This is a genomic window from Dellaglioa sp. CoH-57-MRSF-21 (genome assembly GCF_056781915.1).
Map to the genome: position 1 here is coordinate 1 of NZ_JBXAXU010000131.1, position 319 is coordinate 319.

At 57.7% G+C, this 319-nt stretch carries 1 protein-coding gene; it reads right to left on the reverse strand.

Annotated features, from left to right (window positions below; genetic code table 11):
- Nucleotides 1-229 (reverse strand): hypothetical protein (locus AC1RPQ_RS08265; protein WP_481762306.1); only part of this gene is annotated, 229 nt, incomplete at its 3' end.
- Between the last annotated feature and the right edge of the window lie 90 nt (nt 230-319).

Below are 319 nucleotides of genomic sequence, written 5' to 3' on the forward strand. Positions count from 1 at the left end.
GATCATCGGCCGGAGTCCCCGCCTTTTCGAGCGCGGCGCGCGTATCGCGAATGCCTTTCACGAAACGACCGATGACTTCTTTGACCTCATCGTCGGTCGGCGCTTCACGCTGGTCGTTTTTGGCAACCATCATTGCCTCCCCGATCAGGGTAGTGAGCAACGTCGCCGTCAGCGCGGCCTTGGCGCGGCGCGCGTCTTCTTGGTCAGACTTGATTTGTTTGATCAGCATTTTTACCCCTTGATACACATTACCTGACGCAGCGTCGCCACCACATCAACCAGTTCGGACTGCGCCCCCATCACCTCATCGATATCCTTG